Source organism: Puia sp., assembly GCF_036500295.1.
Lineage (GTDB): Bacteria > Bacteroidota > Bacteroidia > Chitinophagales > Chitinophagaceae > Puia.
The window spans coordinates 39,592-62,368 of record NZ_DASYCH010000070.1 but is presented as its reverse complement, the minus strand read 5'-3'; the positions used below and the strand labels follow the sequence as shown (position 1 = coordinate 62,368).

The 22,777-nt window shown below is 56.2% G+C and carries 19 protein-coding genes; 13 read left to right on the top strand and 6 right to left on the bottom strand.

Going from position 1 to position 22,777, the window contains the following annotated elements; all coding sequences use genetic code 11:
- Nucleotides 1-6 precede the first annotated feature (6 nt).
- Nucleotides 7-855 carry an alpha/beta hydrolase gene (locus VGM48_RS14095; protein ID WP_331580139.1) on the bottom strand — a complete coding sequence of 283 codons (849 nt, stop codon included), beginning with the start codon at nucleotides 853-855 and terminating at the stop codon, nucleotides 7-9.
- A gap of 20 nt (nucleotides 856-875) precedes the next feature.
- Between VGM48_RS14095 and VGM48_RS14090 the strand changes: the two genes are divergently transcribed.
- The 5 genes from VGM48_RS14090 to VGM48_RS14070 all read left to right on the top strand — a co-directional run bounded on the left by VGM48_RS14090 (nucleotide 876) and on the right by VGM48_RS14070 (nucleotide 5,002).
- Complete coding sequence (locus VGM48_RS14090) at nucleotides 876-1,637, top strand: DUF2520 domain-containing protein (RefSeq protein WP_331580137.1); 762 nt, start codon at nucleotides 876-878, stop codon at nucleotides 1,635-1,637.
- Between the two features lie 43 nt (nucleotides 1,638-1,680).
- Nucleotides 1,681-2,202, top strand: a complete 522-nt coding sequence (locus VGM48_RS14085; RefSeq protein WP_331580135.1) for a KdsC family phosphatase — start codon at nucleotides 1,681-1,683, stop codon at nucleotides 2,200-2,202.
- Between the two features lie 7 nt (nucleotides 2,203-2,209).
- On the top strand, nucleotides 2,210-3,151 hold the full coding sequence (locus VGM48_RS14080; RefSeq protein WP_331580133.1) for a geranylgeranylglycerol-phosphate geranylgeranyltransferase: 942 nt from the start codon (nucleotides 2,210-2,212) through the stop codon (nucleotides 3,149-3,151).
- Between the two features lie 14 nt (nucleotides 3,152-3,165).
- Nucleotides 3,166-3,738 carry a Maf family protein gene (locus VGM48_RS14075; protein ID WP_331580131.1) on the top strand — a complete coding sequence of 191 codons (573 nt, stop codon included), beginning with the start codon at nucleotides 3,166-3,168 and terminating at the stop codon, nucleotides 3,736-3,738.
- Nucleotides 3,739-3,832: 94 nt separating this feature from the next.
- Nucleotides 3,833-5,002, top strand: coding sequence for a DUF2851 family protein (locus VGM48_RS14070; protein ID WP_331580129.1), 1,170 nt, complete (start codon nucleotides 3,833-3,835; stop codon nucleotides 5,000-5,002).
- Nucleotides 5,003-5,079: 77 nt separating this feature from the next.
- Here the strand turns inward: VGM48_RS14070 and VGM48_RS14065 are convergent, their stop codons facing one another.
- Complete coding sequence (locus VGM48_RS14065; protein WP_331580127.1) at nucleotides 5,080-5,502, bottom strand: OsmC family protein; 423 nt, start codon at nucleotides 5,500-5,502, stop codon at nucleotides 5,080-5,082.
- Nucleotides 5,503-5,553: 51 nt separating this feature from the next.
- Between VGM48_RS14065 and VGM48_RS14060 the strand changes: the two genes are divergently transcribed.
- Genes VGM48_RS14060 through VGM48_RS14050 form a run of 3 tightly spaced genes read left to right on the top strand, consistent with a single transcriptional unit; the run spans nucleotide 5,554 to nucleotide 8,302 of the window.
- Complete coding sequence (locus tag VGM48_RS14060; protein ID WP_331580125.1) at nucleotides 5,554-6,366, top strand: hypothetical protein; 813 nt, start codon at nucleotides 5,554-5,556, stop codon at nucleotides 6,364-6,366.
- Nucleotides 6,367-6,380: 14 nt separating this feature from the next.
- Entirely contained in the window at nucleotides 6,381-7,328 is a 948-nt protein-coding gene (gene lipA, locus VGM48_RS14055; protein WP_331580123.1) for a lipoyl synthase, read from the top strand.
- A 17-nt stretch (nucleotides 7,329-7,345) separates the two neighbouring features.
- A complete protein-coding gene (locus VGM48_RS14050; RefSeq protein ID WP_331580121.1) occupies nucleotides 7,346-8,302 on the top strand; it encodes a phosphodiester glycosidase family protein in 957 nt (318 codons plus the stop codon).
- 31 nt (nucleotides 8,303-8,333) lie between these two features.
- Here VGM48_RS14050 and VGM48_RS14045 read toward each other — a convergent pair whose 3' ends face one another.
- Nucleotides 8,334-9,320, bottom strand: coding sequence for an ROK family protein (locus VGM48_RS14045; protein ID WP_331580119.1), 987 nt, complete (start codon nucleotides 9,318-9,320; stop codon nucleotides 8,334-8,336).
- A 124-nt stretch (nucleotides 9,321-9,444) separates the two neighbouring features.
- On the bottom strand, nucleotides 9,445-10,917 hold the full coding sequence (locus VGM48_RS14040) for an MFS transporter (RefSeq protein ID WP_331580117.1): 1,473 nt from the start codon (nucleotides 10,915-10,917) through the stop codon (nucleotides 9,445-9,447).
- A gap of 127 nt (nucleotides 10,918-11,044) precedes the next feature.
- Here VGM48_RS14040 and VGM48_RS14035 point away from each other — a divergent pair, with 127 nt between their 5' ends.
- The 4 genes from VGM48_RS14035 (at nucleotide 11,045) to VGM48_RS14020 (ending at nucleotide 17,113) form a co-directional block, all read left to right on the top strand.
- Nucleotides 11,045-12,469 carry a glycogen/starch synthase gene (locus tag VGM48_RS14035; RefSeq protein ID WP_331580115.1) on the top strand — a complete coding sequence of 475 codons (1,425 nt, stop codon included), beginning with the start codon at nucleotides 11,045-11,047 and terminating at the stop codon, nucleotides 12,467-12,469.
- A 74-nt stretch (nucleotides 12,470-12,543) separates the two neighbouring features.
- Nucleotides 12,544-13,818, top strand: coding sequence for a glucose-1-phosphate adenylyltransferase (locus VGM48_RS14030; RefSeq protein ID WP_331580113.1), 1,275 nt, complete (start codon nucleotides 12,544-12,546; stop codon nucleotides 13,816-13,818).
- Between the two features lie 18 nt (nucleotides 13,819-13,836).
- Nucleotides 13,837-15,216: an MFS transporter gene (locus VGM48_RS14025; RefSeq protein WP_331580111.1), complete on the top strand. Its 1,380-nt coding sequence runs from the start codon at nucleotides 13,837-13,839 to the stop codon at nucleotides 15,214-15,216.
- 10 nt (nucleotides 15,217-15,226) lie between these two features.
- The gene (locus VGM48_RS14020; RefSeq protein ID WP_331580109.1) at nucleotides 15,227-17,113 is read left to right on the top strand and encodes an alpha-amylase family glycosyl hydrolase; all 1,887 of its coding nucleotides are present in this window, start codon (nucleotides 15,227-15,229) and stop codon (nucleotides 17,111-17,113) included.
- Between the two features lie 48 nt (nucleotides 17,114-17,161).
- Here the strand turns inward: VGM48_RS14020 and VGM48_RS14015 are convergent, their stop codons facing one another.
- Both VGM48_RS14015 and VGM48_RS14010 read right to left on the bottom strand, forming a co-directional pair.
- Nucleotides 17,162-17,932: a GLPGLI family protein gene (locus VGM48_RS14015; protein ID WP_331580108.1), complete on the bottom strand. Its 771-nt coding sequence runs from the start codon at nucleotides 17,930-17,932 to the stop codon at nucleotides 17,162-17,164.
- Between the two features lie 12 nt (nucleotides 17,933-17,944).
- Nucleotides 17,945-20,746, bottom strand: a complete 2,802-nt coding sequence (locus VGM48_RS14010; RefSeq protein WP_331580105.1) for an outer membrane beta-barrel protein — start codon at nucleotides 20,744-20,746, stop codon at nucleotides 17,945-17,947.
- 90 nt (nucleotides 20,747-20,836) lie between these two features.
- Between VGM48_RS14010 and glgB the strand changes: the two genes are divergently transcribed.
- A complete protein-coding gene (gene glgB, locus VGM48_RS14005) occupies nucleotides 20,837-22,774 on the top strand; it encodes a 1,4-alpha-glucan branching protein GlgB (protein ID WP_331580103.1) in 1,938 nt (645 codons plus the stop codon).
- The last annotated feature ends 3 nt before the right edge of the window (nucleotides 22,775-22,777 follow it).

Here is a 22,777-nt window from a genome sequence, read left to right as displayed (position 1 = left end):
GCGCCGCTAAAGAAACGCAACGATCCGCCCCATGACTTCGGCATCCTTATAGATCTTCCGGTGACCCAGCCCGTTGGTAAAGATGAATTTTACATTGGAGTGGGCATCATCCCTGACCAGCATGGCATCCTTTACAGGGGTGATCCTGTCCTCATCGTCCTGCAGATAAAGCGTGGTCGCATGCACCTGGTGAAGCGCCCGGCGAAGAGAGAACCAGTCGAAATGATGGCCGCTGGTCTCCTGGACATAGTCATCCATTTCCCTGACCAGCTGGGGCGACAGCTGCATGCGGCGGGCGAAGGTATCGACGGCGATGATCGTTTCGACGGCAGGCGCGATCAGCACCAGACGCGTGACCCGGTTGTGCGGGGTGTTCTCGAGAAAAAGCCCCAGCGCAAGCCCGCCGAGCGAATGGCCCAGATAGGAATGAAAGGGGCCGTAACTTTGTTCGATCTTCCGCAGGACGCCGACATAGTCGGTCAGCAGGATGCGGCGGCCGCCGGAACGGCCATGGGCCGGGGCGTCAAAGGCGACGACTTCGTATCCCTTCTCCACCAGGGCCGCGATATACGCGTCGAAGTTGCGGGAGGCGGACTCGAAGCCATGGGCAATGAGTACTCTCTTCCGGGGCAGTTCCGCAGGCAGCCACCGACGACCGCGAACGCTGTGACCGGCATAGCGGAAAGAAAGCGGCTCGCCCTTTTCAAAGAAGGCCGAACCCTTTTTGGTGACCCGCTGCTGGGGCGTACAAAAAAGCCGGAAAGCCTTGATCGCGGCTTTGCGGGGAGCGGCAAGGGAAAGAATGTTTATCCTGGCGCGTGTATATCGAAGTGCAAGTTTTTGCGATATCTTCATGACGCCGTAAAATTACAAAGATGAAAGTAGTTATCATCGGTTCGGGAAATGTAGCCACCGTGATGGGTAGCAGGATCGCCGTCGCGGGGCATGAGCTGCTGCAGGTGGTGGCGCGACGGGAAGCCGCCGCGGCTGCGCTTGCGGCTGAATGGGGCTGCGGATATACAACCCGGTGGGAAGCCGTAGACCCCGGGGCCGATATTTATATCGTATCGATCAGCGACCGCGCACTGGTGGACTTACCCGGAGTGTTGTCGCTGCCGGGACGGCTCGTCGTCCATACCGCGGGAGCGGCGCCGCTTGCCGCCCTGGAGAAGGTGAGCCCCCGCCATGGCGTCCTGTATCCCCTGCAAAGCCTGCGCAAAGAGATCCGGCCCTTCCCGGAGTTTCCGCTGTTGATCGATGCCCGCCACCCGGAAGACGAAACGGCGATCGACGCCTTTGCCCGGACCATCGCCCGGCAGGTGCAGCATGCCGATGACGCCCTGCGGATAAAATTGCATGTGGCGGCAACCTTCGCCAACAATTTCACCAACTACCTCTATACCCTCGCCGCCGATTTCTGCCAACAGGAGCAGATCGATTTCCACCTGCTCCTGCCGATCATCGCAGAGACGGCCCAGCGGATGCAGCAATATCCACCGCGGGAGGTACAGACCGGACCGGCCATCCGGGACGACCGGCAAACAATGGAGCGCCACCTGGATATTCTTAGCAATTATCATAATATGAGTGTCTTATACCGGCAGTTCTCCGACCAGATAAGAGAGTACTACGGTTAGATAAATTAGGGTATTTTTGCTCGCCCAGTAAATCAACAGACTCATGAGCGTATTGGAAAAATTCAAATCGATCAGGACATTCGTATTCGACGTAGATGGAGTGATGACCGACGGCAGCGTACAGGTTTTTGAGACGGGGGAGCAGGTGCGCCGGATGAGCACCCGGGACGGGTATTCCCTGCAGTTGGCCGTCCGGAAGGGCTACCGCGTGCTCGTGATCTCGGGCGGATCTTCGGAAGGCGTGCGGCAGCGGCTGCAATACCTGGGTATCCAGGATATCTTTTTAAACGTTCACGACAAGGTCCAACTGCTTGACCGCTATGCCCGGGAACACGGACTCGACGAACAGGATATGTTGTATATGGGGGACGATATCCCCGATTACGCCGCGATGCAACACGTGGGGCTCGCCTGTGCGCCGTCGGATGCGGCGCCGGAGATCCGGCATATCGCCGCGTATATCTCATCGTTTGGCGGAGGCCAGGGATGCGTGCGCGATGTCGTCGAAAAGGTATTGAAATTAAATGGTCAATGGGACCTGGATCAATCCGTAGCCTCAAAATAGATTTGGTATGTCGCAATTGATTAGATCGTTTTTTCGCCTGATCCGCTGGCCAAACCTGGTGTTCATCTTCCTAACCCAGCTGTTGTTCTATCATTTCATCCTGCTGCCCAGCTTTGCCATCCGGTATGTCGCGGTGCCGATGCCGGTGCCGAAACTGGAGCCGCTGCTGTTCTATCTGCTGTCGGCCTCTTCCGTGCTCATCGCCGCGGCAGGTTATGCGATAAACGATTATTTCGATCTGAATATCGACCGGGTCAACAAGCCAAAGCGGATGGTGGTGGAGAAAGTGATCAAACGCCGGTGGACGATCCTCTGGCACTGGATCCTTTCGGGCATGGGTATCCTGCTGAGCTTTTATGTAAGCTGGCGGCTGCGTAACCCGATCATCGCCGCGGCCAACCTGGGCTGTGTCGGCCTGCTTTGGTTTTACAGCACGACCTTCAAAAGGAAGCTGCTGATCGGCAATATCATCATCTCGCTGCTGACGGCCTGGGTCATCCTGGTGTTGTTCGTCTGCGAGGCGAGGATCACCACCGATCCCACCTACCGCGAGGTCACGTCGCGCATCTTCAAGTTCGCGATCGTCTATGGTTCGTTTGCCTTCATCATCTCCCTGGTCCGGGAGGTGGTAAAAGATATCGAAGATATGGATGGAGATGCGAAGTATGGCTGCCGGACCATGCCCATCGTCTGGGGCGTCAATGTTGCCAAAGTGTTTGCAGGCACCTGGCTGGTAGTGCTGATCGGCGCGCTGGTCATCTTTCAATTCTATGTCTTGCAAAAAATATGGTGGCAGCTGATCCTCTATAGCGTTCTGCTGATCGACCTGCCTTGCGTCTGGCTGCTGCGCAAACTGTACGAGGCCCAGGGAAAACAGCAATATCATCTGCTGAGCAATGTCATTAAAGGAGTCATGCTGACCGGTATCTGTTCGATGCTCCTGATCTAAATGCGCAATACTGTATGGAACGTATCGTTTTGGCATCCGGTTCGCCCCGGCGCAAACAACTGCTGGAATGGGCCGAGGTGGATTTTGAAGTTCGGGTAAAAGATACCCCGGAGAACTGGCCGGCGGGCATGGCGACCATCGATGTTCCCGTGCATATCGCGCGGAACAAGGCATTGGCGGTAAAAGCCGATATCGGCCCGGGCCGGGTGGTCATCGCGGCGGACACGGTCGTAGTCCTCGGCAGCGAGATCATCGGCAAACCCAGGGACCGGGCCGATGCGGTGAACATCCTCTCGCGACTCGCGGGCCAGCGCCATGAGGTGATCACAGGCGTGGTATTGTTGCGGGACGACCAGGAACAGGCCTTTGCCGACATAACCGCGGTCTGGTTCCATCCCCTGACGACCGCCGAGCTGGAATCCTATGTCGACAGATACAAACCCTATGACAAGGCCGGCGCCTATGCGATCCAGGAATGGATCGGGGTGGTGGGGATAAAAGGAATAGAAGGAGATTTTTATAATGTCATGGGCCTGCCGGTGAGCCGGGTTGTACAGGCCCTGCGGAAATGGCGGACCGAAGGCTAAAAATCGGCCACGCCATTTCCCGGTGATGTCCGGAACGCCGTGCGCGTTCCGGGAGTGGAGCTAGCTGATTGCGGCTCCGAAGAGGAGGACGAGGATGCGGGAAGAGTTATTACATTACATCTGGCGATACCGCCATTTCAACCAACAGGGACTGGTAACCGAAGACGGCCGGCCGTTGCACATCGTGTTCCCGGGCCAACCGAATACCGATCAGGGACCTGATTTCCGGGCGGCGCGGCTGCGCATCGGGGAGGTGACCTTTGTCGGACCCGTGGAGCTGCATATCCGCAGCTCCGACTGGCTGCGTCATGGCCATACCGGTGATGCCCATTACCGCGAGGTGATCCTGCATGTGGTCTGGGAGAACGATACCCCCGGACCACCGGCCGATATCCCGATCCTGGTATTGCACGACCGGGTATCCAAGCCGCTGCTTGGCCGCTATGAACACTGGATGCGCCAGACCGGTTTCGTGCCCTGCGAACGGCAATTGCCGGCGCTGACCGCCGATGCCTGGCGGGACTGGACCCGGAAGCTGACACTCCGCCGGCTGCAGCGACGGGCCGTTATCGTGGGGAGCTGGCTGGACCAGAACCGCCAGGACTGGGAAGAAACGACCTGGTGGATGATGGCGCGAAGCATGGGGTTGCCGGTGAATGCCGCCGTTTTCGAGGCGGTGGCGCGGAGCCTGCCGCTGCGGCTGTTAAAACGGCACCGGCTGTACGCGTCGACCCTGGAAGCCCTTCTGCTGGGGCAGGCCGGTCTCCTGCAGGCAGGACATGGGTTGCACCGGGAATATGAGTTCTGGCGATCGAAATATGGATTGCAGCCCATCCGGCTGCCGGTATCGTTCCTGCGGATGCGGCCGGGACATTCCCCGGTAACCCGGCTGGTGCAGCTGGCGGCCCTGCAAAAGGAAGGGAAAGGCTGGTTCGGGATCATCCGGGAGGCGACATCGGCGGAGGTGGCAGTCGGGGCGCTGGCCGGGCCAAAGGGCCTGGGGATCGGGATGCGGCGGGGGATCGTGATAAACGCCTTTGTTCCGCTGCTGTTCGCCTACGGACAAAAAGAGAAAGCCCTGGCCTGGCTGGAGGAACTGCCGGGCGAACAAAACCACGTGATCAGGAGCTGGGCCGCAAGCGGGGTGGTGGCCGGAGATGCGGCGGCATCACAGGGAATGCTCGAGCTGAAAAAGGAATATTGCAACGCCCGGCGATGCCTGGACTGCGCGATCGGCCGGGCGCTGTTGAATATCGCTGCCTGAGGTTGCTGCCTGAGGTTGCTGCCTGAGGTTGCGGCGGGAGATTGCCGCCAGCAATTGCGGCATGACGCGATCCGCGCCTAGGCCGGCACCACGCTTTTCCAGTTGAATTCGATCTTCACTTCCAGATCGGGATGGATGCTGTACATAACCGGACAGGTATGCGCCGTCCGCTCGAGAATGGTCTTTTGCTTTTCATCGACCACCAGCGTGGCGGGAAAATCAAAAATGACATTGACGCCGGCAATGCGCCGGGGATCGGGCTTCATGATCTTCTGGATGGACAGCTTCATCCCGCGGAGGTCGACCTGCAGATCGCGGGCCTTGATACCCATCGTCGTGGCCATGCAAGCGCCAAGGGCGGTGGCTACCAGGTCGGTAGGGGAGAAGCGTTCGCCCTTCCCCTGATTATCGGTGGGTGCATCGGTCTCTATTTCTGTCCCGGATTGCAGGTGTTGGGCAACCGTTCGTAAATCTCCTTCGTAAATAACTGTTGACGTCATTGGACAATAAATTTTGCCTAAATTTACGCCAGTTAAACTAAATCGTTAGCAGTGAAGCAATTTTTCCTGACCATTCTTGTCTCGACCCTTGTGTTGCAGCTTTTTGCCCAAAACACGGACAGCGTCAACATGGTGTCGAAACGCAACAGGCAGAACTCCAAGCGCGACCGGATGAACAACCTGCTACGAATGGAAGAGGAAGGAGATCTTATCTTCAATAAGCATAATATCTTCGGGATCCGGCTCTCCTCCGACGGCTATGGCATCAACTTCGAGAAAGGGAAGTTCAAATCGCCTACCCGCACGCTGCTGTTCCAATTCGAGCTCAACGAAAAGAAAGACCCCAAGGAGCATCATATCTCCGCTACCTCGGATGGGATCAATTTCTCTTCCGTGGTGCCATACAAGCTGAATAACCTCTATGAGTTCAAAATGGCGGTCGGCCAGGAGCATCTGATCGGGGGAAAAGGCAACCGCAACGGGGTCAGGGTGTCGTTTCTCTATTCCGGCGGGGTTACCATCGGGATGCTAAAACCCTATTTCCTCGATGTTCAGAACCAGATTACGGGAGCCACCACCCGAAAGACCTATGCCGAGATGGCCGTCGATACCACCGAGGGCGATGTCATCACCGGCGCCTCGGGTTTTACGGTCGGCTGGGGCAACCTCTCCATCAAACCGGCGGCCAACGCCCGGCAGGCTATGCGGTTCGACTATGGCCGGCTGAACCAGACCGTTTCGGCCGTCGAGGTCGGCCTGACCGAGGAATACTACTTCAGCAAGATACCGATCGTCTACCTGGTAAAGCAGCACCAGTTCTTCTTCAACGCCTATGTCGCCATCCTCTTTGGGAGTCGAAAATGACGTACTTTTGTTAGATGGAATCTACTCAAAACACGACGGCCTGCCTCCCGGCAGACGGAACTAAGATACAGAAGCCCAATTGGTTACGCGTAAAATTACCCATCGGCGAAAACTACAAGCACGTTCGGGGTCTTGTAGACACCCATAAACTTCACACCATTTGCGAAAGCGGCAACTGCCCTAACATGGGCGAGTGCTGGGGGGAAGGCACAGCCACCTTTATGATCCTCGGGAATGTCTGTACCCGCAGCTGTGGTTTTTGCGCCGTGGCTACGGGCCGGCCCGATCCCGTGGACTGGGATGAACCGCAACGGGTAGCCGAAGCCATCCACCTGATGAAGGTGAAACACGCGGTGATCACCTCTGTCGACCGGGATGAGTTAAAGGACGGCGGCAGCATCATCTGGCAGAACACGATCCGGGCCGTAAAAGCCCTGAATCCAAATACCACCCTCGAGACGCTGATCCCCGATTTCAAAGCGGAGAAGGAAAACATCGCCCGGGTGATCGAAGCCGCGCCCGAAGTGGTCTCGCACAATATCGAAACCGTAGAAAGACTGACGCGCCAGGTGCGCATCCAGGCCAAGTACTGGCGGAGCATGGAAACGCTGAAGACGCTGAAAGAAGGCGGGATGCGGACCAAGAGCGGCATTATGCTGGGGCTCGGCGAGACAAAGGACGAAGTGGTACAGACCCTCACCGATCTGCGTAACAGCGGTGTCGACGTCATCACGATGGGCCAGTATCTGCAACCCACCAAAAAGCATCTGCCGGTGTTGCGTTTTGTGCATCCCGACGAATTTGCCGAACTGCGCGAGATCGGCTATAACCTGGGTTTCGATTATGTGGAAAGCGGTCCGCTGGTAAGAAGCTCCTACCATTCCGAACGGCATGTCATCCCCGGCTATGGCCGCGGCGAATGGCTCCGCGGAAAGGAGGCATCCAATCATCAGCCATCATAAAACGAACCTGTCCCCCCATGCCCAAACCGGTTGCGCTTTGCCTCTTGTGTCTTTTGCCTGCCCGGTTTTGCCTGGCGCAGGTCCATTGGCAGAGGATGGACACCGCATTTGGGCCGCTTCCGCCCTCGATGCATGTCTATCGCAGCACCGACAGCCTCGACGGATTCCCCTCCGTCGAATATTATGTTTCCGCGCGGCTGAAGGATAAGCGTGTTCTTTTCTCCACTACAACGGGGCAGGGTAAACGCTTTACCCCGGCCCAATACTATCAGATCGAGCAGTCCCCGCTGCTCGTCGTCAATTGCGGTTTCTTCTCCTTTGAGGATAATTCCAATTTAAGCCTCGTCGTGAAAGAGGGAAAACTCATGGCCTATAATGTCACCTCGCTGCGGGGGACCGGCAATGACTCCCTTTTCTATTATTATCCGACCCGCGCCGCCATCGGCATCGACCGGAAGCGGCGGGCGGATGTCGCCTGGACTTTTACGGACACCACGCGACGCTGGCCCTATGCTTTTGAGGACGGGCCGGTGATCGCCAAGGGTCGGGACACCGTTCCTTCGATCTATGATCTGCGGGATATTGAATGGAAGTGGTGGAAGATGCGGACTGCCGTAGGTGGGGGGCCCGTGCTGATCGATGACGGGAAGATCCGGATCACCGGCAGGGAAGAGCAACTCTTCCCCGGAAGCAATCCGAGTGGCGAGCATGACCCGCGGACTGCCATGGGTTATACACGCGATGGCCGGCTGATCATCCTGGTCATCCAGGGCCGAACCCCCGGCGTGGCGGCAGGCGCAACCTTACAACGGGAGGCGCAAATTCTTCTTGACCTTGGCTGCTATGAGGCGCTAAACCTCGATGGCGGGGGAAGTTCATGTCTGCTGGTCAACGGCAAGGAAACGATCCATCCCTCCGACCGGGAAGGTCAGCGGCCGGTTCCGGCGGTGTTCCTGATAAAGCGGGCAAAATAGCGCGGTCAAACGGGCCAATGGCGCGACCCCGTTATCCTTTCATATCCCACACCAGTGCGCTGGCGCCAAGGATCGCGGCGTCGGATTCCCTCAGGTGGCTGACGAGAATTTTCACCTTGTTCTGGAAGACCTGGATCAGGTTCTCCTCCATATGTTCGCGGGTGGGCTTGAGGATGAGGTCGCCGGCCTTTGTCAGGCCGCCAAAGAGAATGATAGCTTCGGGGCTCGAGAACATCACGAAATTGGCCAGCGCCATACCGAGGATCGACCCGGTGAAATCGAAGATCTCCTTTGCCAGTTTGTCGCCCTGAATAGCGGCGTCATAGACGACGCGGGAGTCGAGACGTTCCTTCGGGGTGTTGCGGAGCAGGCTGAACTCATCGCTTTTCTCGAGCATTTCGATGGCGGTGAGCTTTACGCCGGTGGCGGAGGCATAGGATTCGAGCGAGCCTTTCTTCCCGGTACCTTCATGATAGCGGCCGCCGGGGATGACGGTGGTGTGACCCAGTTCGCCGGCGAAGCCGTCGTGTCCGTAGATGAGTTTTCCGTTGGCGACGATGCCGCTGCCGACACCGGTTCCGAGGGTGATCATGATAAAATCCTTCATGCCATTGGCGGCGCCATACATCATTTCGCCGATAGCTGCGGCATTGGCGTCGTTGGTGAGGGTCGCCGGAAGCTGGAATTTGTTCTGGACGAGCTTGGCCAGGGGGATGATCCCCCGCCAGGGCAGGTTGGGCGCATATTCCACCGTGCCGCTATAGTAGTTGCCGTTTGGCGCGCCTACACCGATCCCCCTGATCCGGCCCGTGCCGCCCGCCTTTTCGATAAGCGGGAAGACGTGATTGTACAATTCATCGATAAAACTCTCCACGTCGGCATGTCCCCGCGTGGAGATCTCGCTGGAGAAAAGGACGTTGCCGTTGCGGTCTACGATGCCGAATTTTGTACCCGTGCCACCGATGTCGATGCCAATCGCGAGCGGATCATAAGGAGTGGAAGAGGCGGCTTTTGCCATGGATCGATTGTTTATGTATAGGGTTGCAAATATAGCAGATAAAAGTCTTTCAGATGGACCAAAGGTCCATCTGTTTGCGAAGCGCTAATATCTGGCCTTCTGGCCGACCTCCCTCTCCGGTCGGTCAATGCCCTCCCGCAGCACGCAGTGCATCGAAGTCGATCCCCTGGGCGATCAGATCGCGTTTGGCGCGAACCGCGTAGTACGCCAGATAGACAAAGCAGGCTACACCGACGAAATAGGAGTGCTGAATGCCGATAGCCGTATCGGCCAGATAGCCCTGTAAGAGGCTTACCAGACCGCCACCCATGATCATCATGATCAGGAAGTTCGAACCTTCGTTGGTATGCTTGCCGAGACCCGCAATGGCGAGGGTGAAGATGCAGGGCCAGAGCGTGGAGCAGAAGAGGCCGACGCTGATAAATGCGAAAACGCTGACCATGCCACTGGCAAAGATGCCGATCAGCAGGGCCGTTATCGCCATCAACGAGAAGATGAGCAGCTGGCGGGCAGGGTTGCCCTTGCTGAGCAGGTTGCCGACGATCATGCCGATTATGAGGACCGCGTAGATATAGAACGGGTGTGTATCGTGACCGGCAATGTTGGTGACGAGCAGGAAGACCCCGAAGGCCAGATAGGGCATGACGAAGCTGAGTATCTGTGCGGCGGTTTTCTTGACCCCGAAGGCGCCGACGGAGGCCGTCCAGCGACCGATCATCAGGCTGGCCCAATAGAGGGCCACAAAAGGCGCGATCTGATCGGTAGGGATTTGCAGTTTCTGTTCCATGAAGAGCGGCAGGTTGCTGGCCGTCGACACTTCAACCCCTACATAGATAAAAATACCCAACATCCCCAGCACCAGCTGCGGATATTTGAGCGGGCTGCCGCGATCGACCAGCTTTTTAGCGCCGGCATCGTCCGTGGCATCGGACGTCGAAGACGCCTGGTCCATATCGATCTTATTGGGCAGGGAAGAGAATTTGAAGATGAGAGCGATCAGCACAAACACGGCGCCGAGGATCAGGTAGGGACCTTTTACGCTGCTGATGCTGGCTTCTTTTACCGCACCGGAGGAGCCCGCGGTAGCCGAACCGAAGATGGCAAGGCTGACGATGAGGGGCCCGATGGTGGTGCCGAAATTATTGATCCCGCCGGCCAGGCTCAGGCGTTGTGCGCCGCTTGCGGGATCACCCATGTTAATGGCGAGCGGGTTGGCCGCGGTCTGTTGAAGGGAATAACCCAGGCCGATGACGAACAGGCCGCTGATAAGGAAGCCGAAGGAAGCCGACATCGCTGCGGGGTAGAATAGTAAGGCACCCAGCGCGGAGATGATGAGCCCCAGGGCTATCCCGTTCTTGTAGCCGATACGGTTAAGGATATCCCCGCCGCTGGCTTTTGAGATAAGATAATAAATGATCGACCCGACGGTATAGGCAATATAAAAGGCCACAGAGATCATCTGCGCCTGCCATTGCTCGAGGTGTAATTTTGTCTTGAAGACCGGAATGAGGATATCGTTACTGGCCGCTACGAATCCCCAGAAAAAGAAGACCGTGACAAGCGTTCCGAACTGTGACCATTTGGTTTTTTGTTGCATAAGCAGACAAAGGTGGTTAATGCTGTTAATCAGAATAGTGGACCAAAATACCACCTTTTTCCGTAGCGAAAAATTTTTTCATCAACGGCACGCGGTTTAACCGAAATCCTTACTAAATTGAACAGGAATGGAAATACTTCATGTATCAGCAGAGTGTTATCCCGTAGCCAAAGCAGGCGGATTGGGCGACGTAGTAGGGGCATTGCCAAAGGTTCAACGGGAGTTAGGTCATGTGGCAAAGGTGGTGATGCCGATGTACCGGACCAAATTCCTTGCGGCCAACGAATTTGAAGTGGTACACAAGGGATACACACACCTGCACAACTACTGGTTCAATTATACGGTCATCAAGGAAAAGTCCAACAAGCTCGGCTTCGATCTCTACCTCGTGGATATTTATGGGTTGCTGGACAGAGAAAAGATCTATGGTTATGGCGATGATGTGGAGCGGTTCACGGCGTTCCAGATCGCAGTGGTCGACTGGCTGGCGGCCTGGCGCCATCAGCCGGATGTCGTCCATGTCCACGATCACCATACGGCCCTGATCCCATTCATGCTAAAACATTGCTATGCCTACCAGCATCTGAATTCGATCACCACGATCCTGACGATCCACAATGCGCAGTACCAGGGTCAGACGGGAATGGACAAGACGGTGTATCTCCCCGCCTGGGATGTGTGGAAGCGGGGCTTGCTGGAATGGAACGGCGCATTGAACCCGCTGGCCTGCGGCATCCGTTGCGCCTGGAAGGTGACGACCGTAAGTCCGACCTATCTCGAAGAAATGCGCAGCCACGCCGCGGGTCTGGAGGCGCTGCTGGAATATGAGAAGGGGAAGTGCAGCGGCATCCTCAACGGGATCGACACCGTCGTGTGGGACCCGGCGACGGACCGGTACTTCGAAGATCATTATGATGGAGCGACAGCGGAGGAAGGGAAGCTAAAGAACAAGGCCCGGCTTTGCGAACAGTACAACCTGGACATCAAAAAGCCGCTGATCACTTTTATCGGCCGGCTGGTCGGGGACAAGGGAGCGGACCTGCTGCCCCAGGTGATCGAAGACTCCTTTTATTATATCGGCCGGAAGATGAATTTCTTTGTGCTGGGCAGCGGCCTCCCGGAGATAGAAGGGAAGCTGCAGGCGATAAGGGGACTGTCGAGAGGCGACTATAATACTTATATCGGCTATGACGAAGGGCTTAGCCATCTGCTGTATGCGGGCGCGGATTTTATTCTGATGCCCTCGCGGGTGGAGCCCTGCGGGCTCAACCAGCTATACGCCCTCCGTTATGGTACGGTGCCGGTCGTCCGAAATACGGGTGGCCTGCATGATACGGTTATCGACTATGGGGACAAGAACGGCTATGGCATCCGGTTCAATCACGCTACGGTGGGGGACATGACCCACGGCATCTGGCGCTCGGTGGAGCTTTTTCAGCATCAGGAGATGCTGGGGGATATCCGGCAGCGTATGATGCAGCTTGACTTCAGTTGGGAAACCAGCGTACGGGCCTATCAGGACCTTTACGACCGGGCGAAGAGCAGGAAATAAGGCGGGCTACAAGAAAGGCATACTATTAGATTAGATTTATAAACCAGATTGTTCATTTAATTAAACGCTTGTATATGTCTAAAGAAATTCTATCCGTCATATTGGGAGGCGGGGCCGGAACAAGGTTGTATCCCCTTACCGCCAGCCGTAGCAAGCCAGCCGTACCTATCGCGGGGAAATACCGGTTGGTGGATATTCCCATTTCCAACTGTCTGAACTGCGGCATCTCCCGGATGTTCGTACTCACGCAGTTCAATTCGGCCTCCCTGAACCGGCATATCAAGAACACCTATCATTTCAGCGCCTTCAGCTCCGCCTTCGTAGATATCCTGGCTGCCGAGCAGACCCCGGATAACCCCACCTGGTACCAGGGGACGGCAGACGCCGTTCGCCAGTGTCTGCGGCATATCGGCCCGTTCGACAGCGAATATGTGCTGATCCTTTCCGGCGACCAGCTGTACCAGATGGATTTCATGGAGATGCTGAACCACCATAAGGAAAAAGGAGCTGACATCTCCATCGCCACCATCCCGGTAAACGACCGCGAGGCCTCGGATTTCGGGATCATGAAGATGGATGACCACGGGTTTATCACCTCCTTCACCGAAAAGCCCAAGAAAGACATGCTCCCGCCATGGGTCAGCGATACCGGTCCCGCCATGCACGCCCAGGGCCGGCACTACCTGGCCTCGATGGGTATCTATATCTTCAACCGGCAGCTGCTGCAGGATCTCCTGCAGAACGAATTTGTGGAATCCACCGACTTCGGTAAGGAAATAATTCCCCAGTCCCTGGAAAAATACAAGGTGGTCAGCTACCAGTATGAAGGGTACTGGACCGATATCGGAAATATCCCCTCCTTCTTCGAAGCCAACCTGGGACTCACAAAAGACATCCCCGACTTCAACCTTTTTGACAACGAAAAAGCCATTTACACCCGTGCACGGATGCTGCCGCCGGCCAAGATCAGCGGCACCACCCTGGAAAAGACCATCATCGCCGAAGGATGTATCATCAACGCCTCACGCATCGAGAACAGCGTGATCGGCATCCGGACCCGCATCGGCACAGGCACGACCATCGTCAGCAGCTACCTGATGGGGGTCGACTATTATGAAACGATCGAAGAGATCGAGCTGGCGCGTCAGCATGGGCTGCCGACGGTGGGCATCGGCCACCGCTGCTATATCCGCAATGCCATCGTCGACAAGAACTGTCGCATCGGCGATGACGTCCGGATCAATGGGGGACACCACCTCGAGAATGCGGATCATTCCCTGTATACCGTTAAAGAGGGAGTGGTCGTGATCAAGAAGGGTGCGGTCCTGCCCAACGGCTTCGTGATTTGACAACTAACTGCTTGCTATATGGCCGCTAAACCCCTGCTGACGACCGGGCAGATCATTACCATGAGCTTTGGTTTCATGGGGATCCAGTGTGGCTTTGCCTTACAAAACGCCAATACCAGCCGCATCCTGCAGTCTTTTGGTGCGAATGTGGACCAGCTGCCGGCCTTCTGGCTGGTGGCTCCCATCATGGGGATGATCGTTCAGCCGCTGATCGGGCACTACAGCGATCGCACCTGGAACCGGCTGGGCCGGCGTAAGCCCTACTTCCTGACAGGCGCCTTGCTATCCGCCCTGGCACTGATCCTGCTGCCCAACTCCGGAGCGATGGCAGGGGTTTTTCCCGCGCTTTGGATCGGCGCCGCCTATGTCATGATCATGGATGCTTCGTTCAATGTGGCGATGGAACCCTTTCGGGCGCTGGTGGCCGATAACCTGCCGGAAAGCCAACGGGCCAAGGGCTTTGCGATCCAGGCCTGTCTCATCGGCATCGGCGCGGTAGCCGGGTCCTATATGCCCAGTATCCTCGCCTGGCTGGGGGTCAGCCAGACCTCCGGTCCCAATGGGGTCGCGGACAATATCAAATACTCCTTCTACATCGGCTCCACGATCTTTATCATCGCCATCCTGGTCACCGTCCTCCGCTCGAAGGAATACCCGCCGGAGGAATATGAACGGTATCATGGACATGTCGATGAAAAGCAGCAGAAGGCAGGTCTGGGCGAGATAGCAAAAGATTTCCTGAAAATGCCCAGGACGATGAAACAGCTGGGACTGGTGCAGTTCTTCAGCTGGTTCGCCATGTTCAGCATGTGGGTCTTCACCAGCCCCGCCATCGCAAGCCATGCCTTTGGCCTTACGGGCGACTATGTGCATACCAAAGCAGGCAACAATGCGGGCAATATCGTCGGCAATGCCTTTGGCATCTACAATGCAATAGGGGCGGTGTATGCGCTTTGTCTCACGTGGATGGCCCGAAGGCTGGGGCGGAAAACGACCCATGCCATCTCCCTTTTTGCCGGCGGGATCGGGCTGATCTCGATCTTCTTCGTTCACAGCGAATGGGGACTGTACTACGCCATGATCGGCGTCGGCATCGCCTGGGCGAGTATCCTGTCCATGCCGTATGTCATCCTCAGTGGCTGCATCCCCGCGGGAAAGATGGGCATCTATATGGGCATCTTCAACTTCTTTATCACCCTGCCGCAGATCGTCAATGGCGTTTTTGGCGGCTGGATTCTCAAACATCTGTATGGCGGCCAGTCCATCTATTCCATCGTGATGGCCGGTTTCTGCCTGATCGCCGCGGCCATCTCGGTCCTCTTCGTCTATGACGGCGGCGCGATCCGCATGCAACAGGAGAAGGCAGGGTTCTACGCGGCAGAACGCACGACTTCATAAATTCTTCTTTATGAAAAAATTCATTTCATTTATAACCGGCTGCCTGCTGCTGATGGCGGCGTCGGCGCAAGTCGCAGGACGGACCACGGGTCCGGCGCAAATCTATCCTTCCAACTGGTGGATCGGCATGAAACAATCCACCATCCAGGTGATCATCCGCGGCGACGGCATCGGGAAAGCCACCGGCGTAAAACTGAACTACCCCGGCGTGACCCTGGCCGACTGGCACCGGGCAACCAGTCCCAACTATCTTTTCCTCCACCTGCACATCGCGCCGGAGACAAAACCCGGAACGGTAAAGATCGCCCTCACCGGAAAAGGAAGTGGCGGTTTAAAAGGGACCCCGAAGACCGTCGCCTTCCCGCTGAAGCAACGCCAAAAAGGTAACGGCACCGCCTACGCGCAAGGCATCAACTCCGCCGACCTCATCTATTTCCTCATGCCCGACCGGTGGAGCAACGGCGACCCTGGCAACGATCGCATCCCCGGCATGCGGGATCAGTCGCTCAACCGCAGCGACATGTACCTGCGGCACGGCGGCGATTTCCAGGGGATAATCGACCATCTCGACTATCTCAAGCAACTCGGGGTGACGGCGCTGTGGATGACCCCCGTCATCGAGAACGACATGCCCGACCGGACCGAACATGGATATGCGTTTACCGATCATTATACCATCGAGCCCCGCCTCGGCGGCGCGGCGATGTATGCCAAATTATCGGCAGCCCTGCACAAGCGCGGGATGAAGCTGATCCAGGACGCGGTATACAACCATGTCGGAAGTTATCACTGGCTGGTGCTCGACCCGCCCGACAAAGACTGGCTGCATCAGTGGCCGCAATACACCCAGACGAATTACCGCGGCGAGCCCGTCATGGACCCGCATGCCGGCGAAGCCGACCGCAAGCTCTCAGCCGACGGCTGGTTCACCCGGCAGATGCCGGATCTAAACCAGGACAACGCCTCTCTGTCCCAGTTTCTGATCCAGCATGCCATCTGGTGCGTCGAATCCTTTGGGGTAGACGGCTGGCGCATCGACACCTACATGTATAATAGCCTCACATTTATGAACCGCTGTAACAACGCCTTACTTGAAGAGTATCCCAAACTGACGATGTTTGGCGAGTGCTGGATCTCCGGGGTGGCAAAGCAGGCCTATTTCGCACGGAACACCATCAACACACCCTTTAAAAGCAATCTCCCCGGCGTACTCGACTTCCAGTGTTTGTTCAACGGGATCGCCCAGGCCGCCAAAGATACCTCGGCTTCGGGCGGCGGCGTCAACCAGCTCTACCAGACCCTGGCCGATGATTTCCTTTATCAAAACCCCGCCGCCAACGTGATCTTCCTCGACAATCACGATATGAGCCGGTGGTTTTCCCAGATGGATGAGGATGTCGCGGCGCAGAAGATCGGACTGGAGTGGTTGCTGACCGAACGGGGTATTCCGCAGTTGTATTATGGCACCGAGGTCCTCATGGCGGGGATCAGCAACCCCGACGGTCTCGTGCGGCTCGACTTTCCCGGCGGCTGGCCGGGCGACAAGCGAAGCGCGTTCACCGGCGAGGGTCTGACGGAAAATGAAAAAGCCGTTCAGTATCTTGTAAAGAAGCTCGGCCAGTACCGGCTTCATTCCACGGCGCTCCGCACCGGGAAGATGATGCAATATATCCCGCAAGGCTCGCTGTATGTCTATTTCCGCTATGACGCGAAACAGACCGTCCTTTGCGCGATGAACACCGGCAATGCACCGGTGACGATGGACTTCGGGCGTTTTGCCGAGCGGACAAAGGGATTCACGCAGGGCGTCAACGTACTGACCGGTGATCGGCATCCACTCGATCAACCCGCGCAACTGCCCGGCCGGTCGATGTGGGTGCTGGAACTGCAGAACTGACCCGCAACGCGCAGCATGACCCGCAACGCGCAGCGCATGCCGTTCCACTCAAAGCACGATGGCTTCCATATATTGCCGGCCCGTTTTTCCCCAGTCTTTCAGACTTCCCTGGATGCTTTGCAGCAACCCTGCCGTATTCACCTTTTTACCTTTTAGCGGGGCCTCGACCTGCGCCTCGGTGACGGCGACGGCTTCCACCTTGGTCGCAAACCAGGAGACATGCTCATGGGGGAGCGAGACCCCCAGGATCATCCCCGGCAGCCCGGTGAAAGACTCCGGACCGCCCTCCGCCAGGATCTCATCCGTATAAAACGCCACCACATAGATGGAGTCCATGATTATCGCGTTGGCGCGGCGGCAGTTGAAGCCTACGATATTCCGGGTCTCGTCGGTGATCTTCCATTTTATCCGGCGAAGGCTGTCCTGCACGAGAAAGGCCTGTTCGAAGACATTCTTGCGGCTGACGCCCTTGCCGTTCACCAGATCGGACCAGACGACATTATCCTGCGCAGGCGGCTGCCAGAAGAAGGCCGTTTGCTTATCATCGCTTTCGCGGCCCGGTTTGTAAAGGCTCCTGTTGCCCGTGAAATACAGATCGAAGTAGGACGTGCGGAAGTGATTCGACATCTTCTTGATCAGATCGGTCCATTGGTCGTCGCCGTCCTGTACGCTGGTAAGCTGGGCATAGACGTTGACGCTGCGCATAAATTCGATGCGGCCATGCGCCAGGAAGATCGGGTTGCTCTGCGCCCGGACCGGGCCGGCAGCCACGGCGAGCAGCAGGAGAACAAGGACGAAAGATGCTGGTTTGCGTACCATATTCAATTTCTTTTAAAATCTTTGTTGCGGCATCGGCGTACCGGCCTTTGTAAAGTTCCAAACCACCGATAACATCCCATACCGTTTGATCGTGTTATAGGTATTCTGGCTGATGAAATTGCTGTTCACGGTACGGTTAAAGCCAATGTTCTGATTCAGCAGGTCGTTGACGGAGACCTTGATGAGCAAAGCGTCGTTCTTCAGGAATTTCTTGCCGATCCACGCGTTGACCAGGGCGACATTGTTATTGGTCGAAAATACCGGGGTCTTCTGGCGGAGACTTATATCGGCATCGGCATGGATCTGGAATTTCAACGGCAGGAACAAATTGCCTTCGGGCTGGATCTCATAGGTCCAGTAGTTGGTGGATATTCCGTTGTTGATGGAGCTCCGGCTCTCCGTATAGGTTCCGTAGAAGCGAACTCCGATATCGTATTTCTTGTCTTTCGATTTATTGATCCCCGTTCCTGCCGAGTAACTTCCGCTGAGGGCCCTGTTCGACAGGCCGTTGACAAAGCTGACATTGCTGTTGCGGTTGGCGCTGGACCAGAACTCGAAATGCAGATCGGGTTTTGGCCATTTGAAGGAGTAGCTGAGATAGGCCGATGCGCGGTAGTTGCCGTTGACATTGACGAATTGATTCACCTGCTTGCCGGTGCCGGGATCGACCGTTACACTGTTGCTGATATCATTCGGTGTAAAGGTATAACTCAGATTCGCCCAGATGCCGCGATCCGTCAGGACCTTGTAATCATTGAAGAACACGCTGATCCGGTTTTGGAATTTCGGTTTCAAGGCCGGGTTGCCGATGGTGATATTGAGCGGGTTCTCATTGGTGAGGATGGGCTGGATCTGCGTGACCGAAGGCTGGTTGGTGCCGCCATTATAGCTGAGGCTGATGCGGCGCATATTGGTGAACGAATAAGTGGCGGAGGCCGTGGGATACCAGTTGATAAAATGCCGTTGACCGCTGGTGTCGGCGACGAGGTCCCGCTGATTGAACTGGGAAAAGCCGATATCCGAACCCGCGGAAAAGCGGAACTTCTTTTTGATCAGGGTATAGGCAAGACCGCCCCGTTGCGTGAATACATTGTACCGGTAATCATTGCTGTACAGCGAATCGAGGAGGCTGTATTTGTTGGTGCCGCTGCCTTTGTTATAGGAATCACGGTTCGAACGGCTGTTGTTTATCACGACGCCATAGTTGCCCGCGACAAAAGAGGTCTTGGACAGCGGCTCGGTATAGACCGCCCGTGAATCGATCAGGGTGGTCACGGTGTGATAGTCCTTTTGCTGGTCGACGAGCGAATCGTTGTATTGCTGGCCGTCATGGAAGAACCTCGTATCGGAATTGAGGAAGCCCGTGGACTTATCGTCGGTATAGTTCTCCCGTACAGTGACGGAAAGCGTCCTTCCCACCTTCGCCAGTTTTTTGCGCCAGATCATATAGCTGTTGAGAACCTGTTTATCGCCGGCGGTGGTCGTGGTGCGGTCGTTCCGGTTGACCAGGCTGCTGTCGCTGGCGAGATATTCGGAACTGTAGTTGTTGAAGGTGGTCTTATGATCCGTACCGCCCGTGGCCTGCACCTTCAGTGAGGAGGAGGAGTCGAATTTCACCTCATAGGTCCCGTCAAGGGTATGGCGGGTGATCTGGTTCTTGAATTTCTGGGTCTGGTTATTATAGAAGAGGGTATCGGGGAGAATGGTCTCGGTGTTGGTATTGCTGGTGCCTGCGACGTTCAGCTGCATGAACTTGTAGTTGCCGTTGACGGAGACGTTGTCATCGGCCCATTTGTTGTTGAAATGCAGCCCGCCGGTCTTGACGCTGGGCGAACCCTGGCCTTCGAACCGGCCGGACCAGTTGTCGAGGTCGTCGTCGATGCCGGTGGACTCGATCGAAATGAAACCGGTGCTCTGATCGACGTCCGCGCTTCCGAGGATACTTTGACCATAGCTGTCCCGTTCGTTCCAGTTGAGGCCGGTTTTCCCGGTGTTGGAGAGGATGCCGTAGGCTGCGATCTTTTCTTTTTTCTTGAAGTAGTTGGCCATCAGCTGCTCGTCATAGTAGCCGTCGGTGCCGGCGCCCGCGGTCAGCCGGCCGAAATAGCCCATCTTCTTATCGTTCTTCAGTTTCAGGTTGATCGTTTTCTCGCGCTGGCCGTCGTCGATCCCCGTGAAAGTAGCCTGGTCGCTCTTCTTGTCATAGACCTGTACCTTATCGACCATATCGGCGCGCAGGTTTTGGGTCACGAGTGTCGGATCATCGCCAAAGAATTCTTCCCCGTCTACCAGCACTTTTTTTATGGCTTCACCCTGCGCGGTGATCTTTCCGTTCTTATCTACCTGGATGCCGGGCAGTTTCTTCAGCAGGTCTTCGACGGAAGCGCCGGCCTGGGTCCTGAAGCTGTCGGCGTTGAATTCGGTGGTATCGCCCTTGATCCTGACCGCCCCTTTGTTGCCGCTGACGACGACGGTCTCCAGCAATTTGCTCTTCAGCACCATCCCGATCGGGGGCAGCGTGACATTGCCGCTATCCTTTATAAAGAGAGTATCGACATAGTCGGCATAAGAAGGATACGTTACCAGGATGATATAGTGGCCGGGAGGAACGGTCAGCTGAAAATGGCCATTGGCGGTGGTGCGGGTATGCCCGATGAGGATACTGTCGACGGGCCGAAGCAGCAGGACGGAACCGTTGCCGAGCGACCTTTTTTCGAGGGTGTCGGCGATGGAGCCGGTGAGATGGGAGGATTGCGCCATGCCGGTTACCGCGAACAGCAGAAAGAGGGACAGAACAACAGTTAGTCTGGGCATAAGGATATCTACAGGTTAGTGGCCTGAAATTAGATTCTAAATGAGGGATATACAAAGGCGATACCTTAAATTTACGTTAAAGACGCAAAGATGAGATACGAGGAAACGCATTTTGTTGATTCGACGAGGCCGGTTTGGAACTACTCGCTTTTCTCTGATGAAGATGTTCGCAATTTTCAACAGGGTACGCATTATCGTTTATATGAATTGTTCGGCAGTCACCGCGTGACGGTGCTGGACAGGACAGGTTACTACTTCGCCGTCTGGGCGCCCAATGCAACGGCCGTTTCTGTTATCGGCAATTTCAACAACTGGACGCCGGATGTCAATCCGTTGTTCGTCCGGCTGGAACGGTCGGGTATCTGGGAAGGCTTCATCCCGGACATTCCCATTGGCGAATCTTATAAATATCATATCAAGGGTTTTAATGGCGGTACGCTCGACAAAGGCGATCCCTATTGTAATTTTTGGGAGATGCGGCCACGGACAGCTTCCATAACCTGGGAGCTGGATTTTTCCTGGCGGGATGAAGAATGGATGCAAACCCGCAAAGGACACAATGCCCTGGATGCCCCCTGGAGCATCTATGAGGTGCATCTTGCCTCCTGGATGCGGCCCGATCCGGCCGACGAAGAACGCTACAATACCTATGATCAGCTTAGGCAACTGCTCGTACCCTATGTCAAAAAAATGGGTTTTACCCATGTGGAACTGATGCCGGTCATGGAACACCCCTTTGACGGAAGCTGGGGCTACCAGGGTACAGGCTATTATGCCCCGACCTCGCGGTTTGGCGATCCCCAGGGTTTCATGGCGCTCGTGGATGCTTTTCACCTCGAGGGCATCGGCGTCATCCTGGACTGGGTGCCTTCGCATTTCCCCTACGACTATCATGGGCTTTATCTTTTCGACGGCGCCAATACCTACGAATACGCGGATATGCGCAAGGGCTTCCACCCCGACTGGAACAGCTATATCTTTAATTACAGCAGGGGAGAGGTAAAATCCTTCCTCATCAGCAATGCCCGGTTCTGGCTGGATAAATTTCATGTGGATGGGATCCGGGTCGACGCGGTGAGCTCCATGCTCAAGCTGAATTATTCGCGCAAGGCCGGCGCCTGGGAGCCCAATGAATATGGCGGCGACGGCAACCTGGAAGCCATCTCTTTTATAAAGGATCTGAACGCCACCGTCTACCGCGATTTCCCCGATGTACAGACCATCGCCGAGGAAGCCACGGACTGGCCGGGCGTGAGCCGGCCGACCTTCGCCGGCGGGCTTGGGTTTGGGATGAAATGGATGATGGGGTGGATGCACGACACCCTGGATTATTTCAAATTGGATCCGCTGCATCGCCGGCATCACCAGGATAAGTTCACGTTCAGCATCATGTATTATTATGACGAGAACTTCGTGCTGCCCCTGAGTCATGACGAAGTAGTGCATGGCAAGTCGCCGATGCTCTACAAGATGCCCGGCGACGACTGGCAGAAATTCGCCAACCTGCGGCTTTTATATACCTATATGCTGACCCACCCCGGCGGGAAGCTGCTGTTTATGGGCAATGAGTTCGGCGCGACGACGGAATGGAACTACAAGACCGAACTGCCCTGGCATCTCCTGCAATACGATGGGCACCGCCTGCTGCAGGATTGCGTGCGTGACCTCAACGGCCTGTTACGCGGCGAGCCCGCGATGTACGAGAACCAATTCAATATGTATGGCTTCGAATGGGTCGATCTGCGGCACCGGGACGAGAGCGTCATCGTCTACCGGCGGAAAGGCAAAGATGCAAAAGGAGACCTGCTGGTTATTTTGAATATGACCCCGGTGGTGCGCCGCGACTGGAAGGTCTATGCAGGCGGCAAGGATGCCTGGCAAGAGATCTTCAACAGCGACGACCGTAAATATTGGGGAACCGGTGACACCAACAATCCCGCCGTTCCCGTACGCCTCGTAGACGAAACCGATGGCATCTATGAATTGACCGTCCACCTGCCGCCCCTGGGGGGCATCGTGCTGAAGTAAGCC

Excerpts from the sequence above, each read along its gene's own strand:
- VGM48_RS14030 (WP_331580113.1), top strand. The coding sequence starts at position 12,544 with ATGTCTAAAGAAATTCTATCCGTCATATTGGGAGGCGGGGCCGGAACA.
- VGM48_RS14085 (WP_331580135.1), top strand. The coding sequence starts at position 1,681 with ATGAGCGTATTGGAAAAATTCAAATCGATCAGGACATTCGTATTCGAC.
- VGM48_RS14035 (WP_331580115.1), top strand. The coding sequence starts at position 11,045 with ATGGAAATACTTCATGTATCAGCAGAGTGTTATCCCGTAGCCAAAGCA.
- VGM48_RS14025 (WP_331580111.1), top strand. The coding sequence starts at position 13,837 with ATGGCCGCTAAACCCCTGCTGACGACCGGGCAGATCATTACCATGAGC.
- VGM48_RS14095 (WP_331580139.1), bottom strand. The coding sequence starts at position 855 with ATGAAGATATCGCAAAAACTTGCACTTCGATATACACGCGCCAGGATA.
- VGM48_RS14020 (WP_331580109.1), top strand. The coding sequence starts at position 15,227 with ATGAAAAAATTCATTTCATTTATAACCGGCTGCCTGCTGCTGATGGCG.
- VGM48_RS14080 (WP_331580133.1), top strand. The coding sequence starts at position 2,210 with ATGTCGCAATTGATTAGATCGTTTTTTCGCCTGATCCGCTGGCCAAAC.
- VGM48_RS14045 (WP_331580119.1), bottom strand. The coding sequence starts at position 9,320 with ATGGCAAAAGCCGCCTCTTCCACTCCTTATGATCCGCTCGCGATTGGC.
- lipA (WP_331580123.1), top strand. The coding sequence starts at position 6,381 with ATGGAATCTACTCAAAACACGACGGCCTGCCTCCCGGCAGACGGAACT.
- VGM48_RS14090 (WP_331580137.1), top strand. The coding sequence starts at position 876 with ATGAAAGTAGTTATCATCGGTTCGGGAAATGTAGCCACCGTGATGGGT.
- glgB (WP_331580103.1), top strand. The coding sequence starts at position 20,837 with ATGAGATACGAGGAAACGCATTTTGTTGATTCGACGAGGCCGGTTTGG.
- VGM48_RS14010 (WP_331580105.1), bottom strand. The coding sequence starts at position 20,746 with ATGCCCAGACTAACTGTTGTTCTGTCCCTCTTTCTGCTGTTCGCGGTA.
- VGM48_RS14070 (WP_331580129.1), top strand. The coding sequence starts at position 3,833 with ATGCGGGAAGAGTTATTACATTACATCTGGCGATACCGCCATTTCAAC.
- VGM48_RS14015 (WP_331580108.1), bottom strand. The coding sequence starts at position 17,932 with ATGGTACGCAAACCAGCATCTTTCGTCCTTGTTCTCCTGCTGCTCGCC.
- VGM48_RS14050 (WP_331580121.1), top strand. The coding sequence starts at position 7,346 with ATGCCCAAACCGGTTGCGCTTTGCCTCTTGTGTCTTTTGCCTGCCCGG.
- VGM48_RS14075 (WP_331580131.1), top strand. The coding sequence starts at position 3,166 with ATGGAACGTATCGTTTTGGCATCCGGTTCGCCCCGGCGCAAACAACTG.
- VGM48_RS14040 (WP_331580117.1), bottom strand. The coding sequence starts at position 10,917 with ATGCAACAAAAAACCAAATGGTCACAGTTCGGAACGCTTGTCACGGTC.
- VGM48_RS14065 (WP_331580127.1), bottom strand. The coding sequence starts at position 5,502 with ATGACGTCAACAGTTATTTACGAAGGAGATTTACGAACGGTTGCCCAA.